The sequence below is a fragment of the Flavobacterium sp. genome (genome assembly GCF_044368625.1).
Taxonomy (GTDB): domain Bacteria; phylum Bacteroidota; class Bacteroidia; order Flavobacteriales; family Flavobacteriaceae; genus Flavobacterium.
Window position 1 is genome coordinate 1 of sequence record NZ_JBIPPD010000140.1, and the last position, 8,616, is coordinate 8,616.

Genomic DNA, 8,616 nt, shown 5'->3' on the forward strand with positions numbered 1-8,616 from the left:
ATTGCAGGCTGTGTAACAGTTTGTGCCGAAGTAAATCCTAAAATTACTCACATTCGACATTCGCAAGGTTGGATTAATGAAGTAATTTCAACTATTGATGAATTAGTCCCAAGAGTTCAAAAGGCATTAGCAAATAAAGAAGTAGTATCGATTGCTTATCTGGGAAATGTGGTCGATGTTTGGGAACGTTTTGACCAAGAAAATGTGCACATCGATTTGGGATCCGACCAAACATCGCTACACAATCCATGGGCTGGTGGTTATTATCCCATCGGGTTTACCTTTGAAGAATCGAATGATTTAATGGCCAATAATCCTGAAAACTTTAAAGAGGAAGTTCAAAAAACACTTCGTCGTCATGCAGAAGCCATCAATAAACATACGGCAAAGGGCACTTACTTTTTTGACTACGGAAATGCGTTTTTATTAGAAGCTTCCCGTGCCGGAGCCGATGTTTTTGCCGAAAATCACATTGATTTTAAGTACAATAGTTATGTTCAAGATATTATGGGGCCAATGTGTTTTGATTATGGTTTTGGACCTTTTCGTTGGGTTTGTGCTTCGGGAAAACCAGAAGATTTAGCAAAAACCGACCAAATTGCCTGCGAAGTTTTGGAAGAAATGATGAAAAATTCACCCGAAGAAATCCAACAGCAAATGGCCGATAATATTCAATGGATCAAAGGTGCTCAAGAAAATAAATTAGTCGTTGGTTCTCAAGCCCGAATTTTATATGCCGATGCCGAAGGACGAGTAAAAATTGCCGAAGCATTCAATAAAGCGATAGCAAATGGCGAAATTGGGTTCGTAATTTTGGGTCGCGACCACCACGATGTTTCAGGAACCGATTCTCCTTACAGAGAAACTTCAAATATTTACGACGGTTCGCGCTTTACCGCCGATATGGCAATTCAAAATGTTATTGGCGATAGCTTTCGTGGTGCGACGTGGGTCTCTATTCACAACGGCGGCGGAGTTGGCTGGGGAGAAGTAATCAATGGTGGTTTCGGTATGGTTCTTGATGGCTCTAAGGAGGCCTCAAAACGTTTAGAATCAATGCTTTTTTGGGACGTAAACAACGGAATCTCCAGAAGAAACTGGGCTAGAAATGAAGGTGCAATTTTTGCTATAAAAAGAGCGATGGAAACGCAACCTTTATTAAAAGTTACCATCCCTAACTTAGTAGACGATGCCCTCTTAAATTTTTAGAACTATGATTTCAATGAGTATGAAATTGATGGCGTTGGGAATTTGTCTTTTAGCAATAAGTCTGCTAATTGACTCGATTTACATTAAATATCCGCTGCTTTTTACCTCAATAGTTTTAAACATTATTGCTATTGTCAAAAGTTTCCAAGAGAAAAAAAACAACTCCTAAATTTTATGCTATGAAATTTTTTAATTATGTACCGCTTTTCCTAATTGCCTTGTTGACTTCCTGTTCGTCCATTAAAGTGCAAACGGATTTTGACAAGAGTGTGTCCTTTGAACAATACAAAACTTTCGCTTTTTACAAACCGGGAGTCGATAAAGTCGAAATTTCAGATTTAGACAAAAAACGGGTTTTGAAATCCATCGAGACAACCCTTCTCGCCAAAGGATTTGTAAAAAGTGAAAACCCCGATTTACTTATTAATTTCTTTACCAAATCACGTGAACAAGTTGACGTAAATACGTTCAACAACGGTTGGGGTTACGGTTGGGGATGGGGATGGAATCCTTGGATGTGGGGTGGAAATCAAACTTCAGTTATACGAACCACTTCTGGAACTTTGTTTATCGATTTAATTGACGCCAAGAAAAAAGAATTGGTTTGGCAAGGCGAAGGCGATGGAGAAATTTTTAGAAATCAAAAAAATAAAGAAGAACGTATTCAGGAATTTGTGACTAAAATTTTAGAACAATATCCACCTAAAGTGAAGTAGTTTTCAGTTTCTTGTCGCAGTTCTGAGTCGCAGTAGGCAATGCTTTTGTTCATTCGCAGAGGTCGGTTCCAGTTGTAAGTCGCATTGTAGTTCTACGCAAATTTAAATAGGTAACTTTATGGTTTATGAAATAATTGAAGAATTTTTATCGCTTTTTATTTCAAAAATAGCTAGAAAAATTGGAGCGGCAGTTAGATGGATTTGGTTTGGACAAAAATATAGTTTTGACCAACTACGTGAAAGCAAATGGAGTTTGAGAATTGGAATAGTTACTTTATGCTTAATTTTCGCCTCTACAATTATGGTTTTAAGCTGAATTGATAAATTATAGGTTTAACCGTAACATCGATGTTGCGGTTTTTTTTTGGACGCAAATGTTAAAATCTTATCGGTTTAATTGTAACTTTGCCATCCAAAAACAAAAACAAAAGTGGAACCAAAAAAGAAATCTTTACTACGAAAGACATTAAAAATCAGTGGCATTGCATTTGGAGTCATCCTCGCACTTCTCGTTATTTTACCCGTTATTTTTGCCGATACGATTACCGAAAAAATAAAAGTTTTAGCCAATAAAAATCTGGATGGCGAACTGAATTTTAAAGATTCAGAACTATCGTTTTTCAAACATTTTCCATCGCTGACTTTAACGTTGAATGATTTTAATTTAAACGGTTCTCAACCTTTTAAAGACCAATCGCTTGTTTCGGCAAAAGAAATCGGTTTGGGAATTGACATTCCGAGTTTGCTTTTCGGGAGCCAGATTAACATTGATGAAATTTATATTGATAATGCCAAAATCAGTGTTCAAGTCAATAAAAAAGGAGAAGCGAATTATAATGTGTACAAATCCAAAACCACCGACACCGTTTCGAGCTCCGAAAGTGCTTCGTTGAAATTAGAACGCATCCAGATTGAAAACACTTCATTGATTTACAATGATTTGGCAACCAAAATAAATATAAAAGCCACAGGTTTCAACTATCTAGGAAAAGGCGATTTGGAACAATCCAATTTTGATTTGGAAACCAAAGCCGAAATTGGAAGTCTGGATTTTGCCTTTGATAAAGAAGAATATCTTACCCATAAAAAAGTTTCAGCCAAGCTTTTAACCAAGATAAATACCAATTCGTTGTCGTTTGTTTTTACTGAAAACAATCTCGTAATCAATAAACTTCCGATAGAATTCAAAGGAAAATTCGATTTTCTCAAAAACGGCTATGCCTTGGATTTTAATGTAAAAACCGAAAACAGTAACCTGCACGATTTGTTTACGGCACTTCCTCCAAAATTCATCACGTGGCTGGAAAAAACCGAAATCAGAGGAAAAACCGATGCCTATTTTACCCTGAAAGGAAAATACATTGCATCTGAAAATCAAAAACCAAGCGTTACTTTTGGCTTAAAAGTTCGCGAGGGTTTTGTGTCGCACAACAAGGCTCCTGATCCAGCCGATAAAATCTACCTTAATTTTCAAACACAACTGCCTCAACTCGATATTTCGAAACTCAAAATCAATATCGATTCGCTTTATTTTGTGATGGGTAAAGATTATTTCAGCGGAATTATAAAAACCGAAGGTTTTGGAAAAACGATTGCCATCAACAGCAAAATCAAATCCAGGTTAGACCTCGAAAAACTCAACAAAGCCATCGGAATCAACACGATAGACATCAAAGGAAACCTCAATATTGATGCAATTGCAAATGGAATTTATGATGCCAAAAAACGCAAATTCCCCATTACAAAAAGCGATTTCCAACTTGCAAACGGCTATCTGAAAACCGAATACTATCCGAATCCGATTAAGAACATCAACATCAAGGCCAATTTGGAAAACAAAACCGGAAACTACAAAGACATCGCCTTTTTAATTCCGCAAGCAGGATTCAAATTTGAAGGCGAACCTTTTGTTGTAAAAGCATCTTTCAAAAATTTTGATGATATTGTATATGATATAAAAGCAAAAGGAACCATCAACGTGGCGAAAGTGTACAAAGTATTTTCGCAAAAAGGACTCGACCTCGACGGTTCCATCAAAGCCAATTTGAGCCTTGCCGGAAGACAAAGCGACGCCACCAATAAAAACTATGGCAAACTCAAAAACAGCGGCACATTAGAGCTCAAAGATATTGTGACGAGAAGCGAATACTTACCAAAACCTTTCACGATAAAAAAGGGTTTGTTCACCTTTTTTCAAGACCAAATGAAGTTCCAAGATTTCACCGGAATTTATGGTTCCGCGAACGTCACGATGAACGGCTATCTTGAAAATGCCATTAATTTTGCTTTGGCAAAAAATCAAATTTTGAAAGGAAATTTTAGCTTTTCAGCAAATGAACTCCACCTCAACGAACTCATTCCGTCCGAAGAAGTAAAAGTCAATCCGGCTGATGAAGATGAACAGCCAAAAACCGTTTCAACCGTGATTGAAATTCCGAATAATCTGGATTTAAACCTGCTTTTTAACGCCTCAAAAATTTTGTATGACGATTTGACCATCAAAAAAGTAAGCGGAAATGTAAAAATCAATAAAGGTTCGCTATCGCTACAAAACGGAACCTTGAACATTATTGATGCCGTTGCAAAAATGGATGCTTTCTACAAAAACGAAGGTACTCAAAAGGCGAAATTCGAGTATAAAATTACAGCCAACGATTTTGACATCAAACGGGCCTATAACGAAATCAAACTATTTCGAGAAATTGCCTCTTCGGCCGAAAGTGCCGAAGGAATTGTTGGTTTAGACTACATAATTTCGGGTGTTTTGGACCATAATATGCAACCGATTATGCCTTCGCTCAATGGTGGAGGAACACTTTCGGTAAAGAAAGTAAAAATGAAAGGCTTCAAATTGCTCAATGCCGTTTCGCAACAAACCGAAAATGAAGCCCTCAAAAATCCTGATGTCTCAAAAGTAGACATCAAAACCACCATCAAAAACAACATCATCAACATTGAACGTTTCAAGATTAAAGTAGCAGGATTCCGACTTCGCTTTGAAGGCCAAACCAGTCTTGACGGAAATTTGAACCTGAAAATGCGTTTGGGATTACCTCCTTTAGGAATTTTAGGAATACCAATGAAAGTAACCGGAACCCAAGAAAAACCTAAAGTGCGATTGGGTAGAAAAACGGAGGATTTGAAGGAAACGGAGTACGATGAAAATGCTCCAGTTCCTGTGGAAGTGAAAACGGAGAATGTTGTGACGGAGTAAAAAACATATTGTCAATTCAAACCGTAACAGAGATGTTGCGGTTTTTTTATCCTACAAGTTTTTGGAAACCTTGCAGGATTTCAGCACCACCGCCCTAGCCCAGATTGAAATGGAAATCCTTTTGCTCGAAAACCTATTTTTTCTTGAACTGGCAGAGCGACCAACGGAAGCTCCTGACGGTTCGTAGAAAAAAAGGTTTTCGAGAAAAAGATTGTAATGGAAAGCTGGAAAAGGCTTCAAAAAAAAATCGTAACTTTACAGCAAACTACAACGTTTGAAGTTATGACAAATTCATTTGAAAGTAACCCCTTGATTGACAGGTTACCCAAACATTTAAAGCAGTTTATAAAACCTCAGGATTATGCTGATTACACTCCTATAAATCAGGCGGTTTGGCGTTATGTGATGCGAAAAAACGTAGACTATTTGAGTAAAGTAGCTCATAATTCGTATTTGGAAGGCTTGAAAAAAACAGGTTTGGAGATTGAAAACATCCCTAATATGTACGGAATGAACCGAATCCTGAAAGAAATTGGTTGGGCGGCAGTGGCCGTTGACGGATTTATTCCGCCAAATGCATTTATGGAATTTCAGGCGTATAATGTTTTGGTGATTGCCTCGGATATTCGACAGTTGGAACATATTGAATATACCCCGGCTCCGGACATCATTCACGAAGGTGCGGGTCACGCTCCAATTATTGCGAATCCGGAATATGCCGAATATTTGCGACGTTTTGGCGAAATTGGTTGTAAAGCCATTTCTTCTCATAAGGATTACGAAATGTATGAAGCCATCCGATTACTTTCGATTTTAAAGGAAGCCGAAGGAACGCCTCAGGCAGCAATTGATGCTGCAGAAAAAGCGGTGGAGGACTTGCAGAACAATATGGGAGAACTTTCGGAAATGTCAAAAATCAGAAATTTACATTGGTGGACCGTGGAATACGGCTTGATTGGCACGGTCGAAAATCCTAAAATTTACGGTGCCGGATTGCTTTCTTCCATTGGGGAAAGTGCTTGGTGCATGACGGATGAAGTAAAAAAAATCCCTTATTCGCTTGACGCCGCTGAACAGAGTTTTGACATTACAAAACCACAACCGCAACTTTTTGTAACACCTGACTTTGCTTACTTGAACCAAGTTTTAGAAGAATTTGCCAATACAATGGCGTTGCGAAAAGGCGGACCCAAAAGTGTGAAAAAACTGATTGATTCCCAAGCTTTAGGCACTATTGAATTGAGTACTGGATTGCAAATTTCGGGAAACTTCAGCAACGTAATTGAACACAACGGCAAGTCGGTTTATGTACAAACTACCGGCAAAACGGCGCTATCATATAGAAATAAAGAATTGGTTGGACACGGAACAAACACCCATGCAGAAGGATTTGGAAGTCCGATTGGGATGTTAAAAGGAATCAATCTGGCTATTGAAGACATGAGTCCACGGGACTTGAAAGCCTACGATATTTATGAAGGAAAAACGGTGACGCTCGAATTTGAAGGCGACATCACGGTATCTGGTGAAATCATTACAGGTTCTCGAAATTTACAGGGCGAAATTATTTTAATCAGTTTTAAAAATTGTACTGTGACCCATAGAGAAACAGTTTTATTTCAACCGGAATGGGGCCACTATGATATGGCAGTTGGAAAAAAAGTTGTTTCGGCGTTTTCAGGACCTGCAGATGTAAACAGTTTTGACCTCATCACACACGTTCCCTCTAGTACAACAATTAAAGCTAAAAAAACGGACGAACGCACAGAACTGGAAAACTTGTATCGAAAAGTACGAAATGTTCGTGAAAATAATAAACTCGATGAGTCGTTGAAAAATATTTTTAATGATTTAAAAGTCAACCACCCGAAAGATTGGTTATTACCTCTTGAACTAGTTGAAATTTTAAAAGAAAGAGACGAGCCCCAGTTGATGCAAGAAGTTTTGATTTACCTCGAAAAAATTAAAGAAAACCGTCCTGAGGTACAAAAACTCATAAGCAATGGTTTGGAATTAATTTTCGAAAAAGAAGCGGTCTAGCAACATTTGTTACAATACTACTGATTTCCATGGCCTAACTTTGTCAAAAAAAATAGAACACTATGGGATTTTTAGATTTTTTAGGTTTTGGAAATACGATTGGTAAAGTCGAAGAATACGCCAAAAAAGGCGCTATCATTATTGATGTAAGAAGTAATGCAGAATATGTGGGTGGTCATGTTATTGGATCTAAAAATATGCCGCTTCCGTCGTTGGAATTTGAGGTCGCTAAAATCAAGAGTTGGAACAAACCGATAATTGCTTGTTGCCAATCGGGAATGAGAAGTGCTCAAGCTACATCTTTACTATCCAAAAATGGCGTTGATTGCATCAATGGTGGCGGCTGGAAATCGTTAAACAACAAGCTTTCTGCAATGTAAGCAAACTTTTTTATTTTTTTTGAATATCTTATAAATGCAATTTTTTACCAAAGTTCCCCTTGCAACCGTTCACAACCCTATCAATTATAGGTCAAATATTGTTGCAATGGGATCTTGTTTTGTAGAAAACATTGGCGCTAAATTGGATTACTTTAAATTTCATCATACCTCTAATCCATTCGGAATAATCTTTAATCCAAAATCCGTCGAAAAAATCATCCAACGTAGTGTACGAAAGGATTTTTATACTGAAAAGCAACTCTTTTTTCACAATGAAAGATGGCATTGTTTTGAAATCCATTCTGATTTATCGCATTCTGACAAAGAATATATGCTGCAAATGTTGAATGACAATTTAATAAGTCTGTACAACCAACTTTCCACAGCATCCCATTTTGTGTTAACGTTAGGAACCGCTTGGGTTTATAAATTCATCGAAAGTCAAGAAATTGCAGCCAATTGTCATAAAATACCACAAAAAAATTTCTCAAAGCACTTACTTACTACTGCTGAAATAACGAAATCATTAGAAAATATTGCCGCATTGATTGGATCGCTTAATTCAAAATGCCACTTTATTTATACCATTTCGCCAGTACGTCATTTAAAAGATGGGTTTGTAGAAAATCAGGTGAGCAAGTCTAATCTGATTTCGGCAGTCTACGAATTGGTTCGAGAACCGCAAAACAAAAATGATCTAAGTTACTTTCCATCCTACGAAATTATGATGGATGAATTGCGTGATTACCGTTTTTACAATGGTGATTTAATACACCCAAACGCTACTGCAATTGATTATATTTGGTCTCGATTTGTGGAAACCTATATCGAGAAGTCTTCATACACCACAATGGCGCAAGTTCAAACAATTCAAAAAGCTTTGCAACACAAACCGTTCAATGCTGCTTCGCATTTGCATCAAAAATTTCTTCGAAACCTTCACGAAAAAGTAGAACAAATTCAAACTGAGTTTCCACACATGCAATTTTAGTTGGCATTCACAATTAACTTTCTACAAAATACGCTTTTCAACGTATTGAAAACTATTGGCAATTCG

Annotated in this window: 6 protein-coding genes and 1 pseudogene; all 7 read left to right on the top strand. The window is 37.4% G+C overall.

Annotation, left to right across the window (positions count from 1 at the left end):
- A pseudogene (locus ACIQ2X_RS10855) lies at positions 1–1,209 on the top strand (urocanate hydratase); the annotation flags it as partial.
- A gap of 179 nt (positions 1,210–1,388) precedes the next feature.
- Positions 1,389–1,925: a DUF4136 domain-containing protein gene (locus tag ACIQ2X_RS10860; protein ID WP_396178949.1), complete on the top strand. Its 537-nt coding sequence runs from the start codon at positions 1,389–1,391 to the stop codon at positions 1,923–1,925.
- A 118-nt stretch (positions 1,926–2,043) separates the two neighbouring features.
- Positions 2,044–2,241 (top strand): hypothetical protein, encoded by a 198-nt coding sequence (locus tag ACIQ2X_RS10865; protein ID WP_396178950.1) that lies wholly within the window; start codon positions 2,044–2,046, stop codon positions 2,239–2,241.
- 114 nt (positions 2,242–2,355) lie between these two features.
- Positions 2,356–5,139: an AsmA-like C-terminal region-containing protein gene (locus ACIQ2X_RS10870; protein WP_396178951.1), complete on the top strand. Its 2,784-nt coding sequence runs from the start codon at positions 2,356–2,358 to the stop codon at positions 5,137–5,139.
- A gap of 282 nt (positions 5,140–5,421) precedes the next feature.
- A complete protein-coding gene (locus tag ACIQ2X_RS10875; protein ID WP_396178952.1) occupies positions 5,422–7,179 on the top strand; it encodes an aromatic amino acid hydroxylase in 1,758 nt (585 codons plus the stop codon).
- A 62-nt stretch (positions 7,180–7,241) separates the two neighbouring features.
- The gene (locus ACIQ2X_RS10880) at positions 7,242–7,559 is read left to right on the top strand and encodes a rhodanese-like domain-containing protein (RefSeq protein WP_396178953.1); all 318 of its coding nucleotides are present in this window, start codon (positions 7,242–7,244) and stop codon (positions 7,557–7,559) included.
- Between the two features lie 106 nt (positions 7,560–7,665).
- Positions 7,666–8,550, top strand: coding sequence for a GSCFA domain-containing protein (locus ACIQ2X_RS10885; protein WP_396178954.1), 885 nt, complete (start codon positions 7,666–7,668; stop codon positions 8,548–8,550).
- Positions 8,551–8,616: the final 66 nt, after the last annotated feature.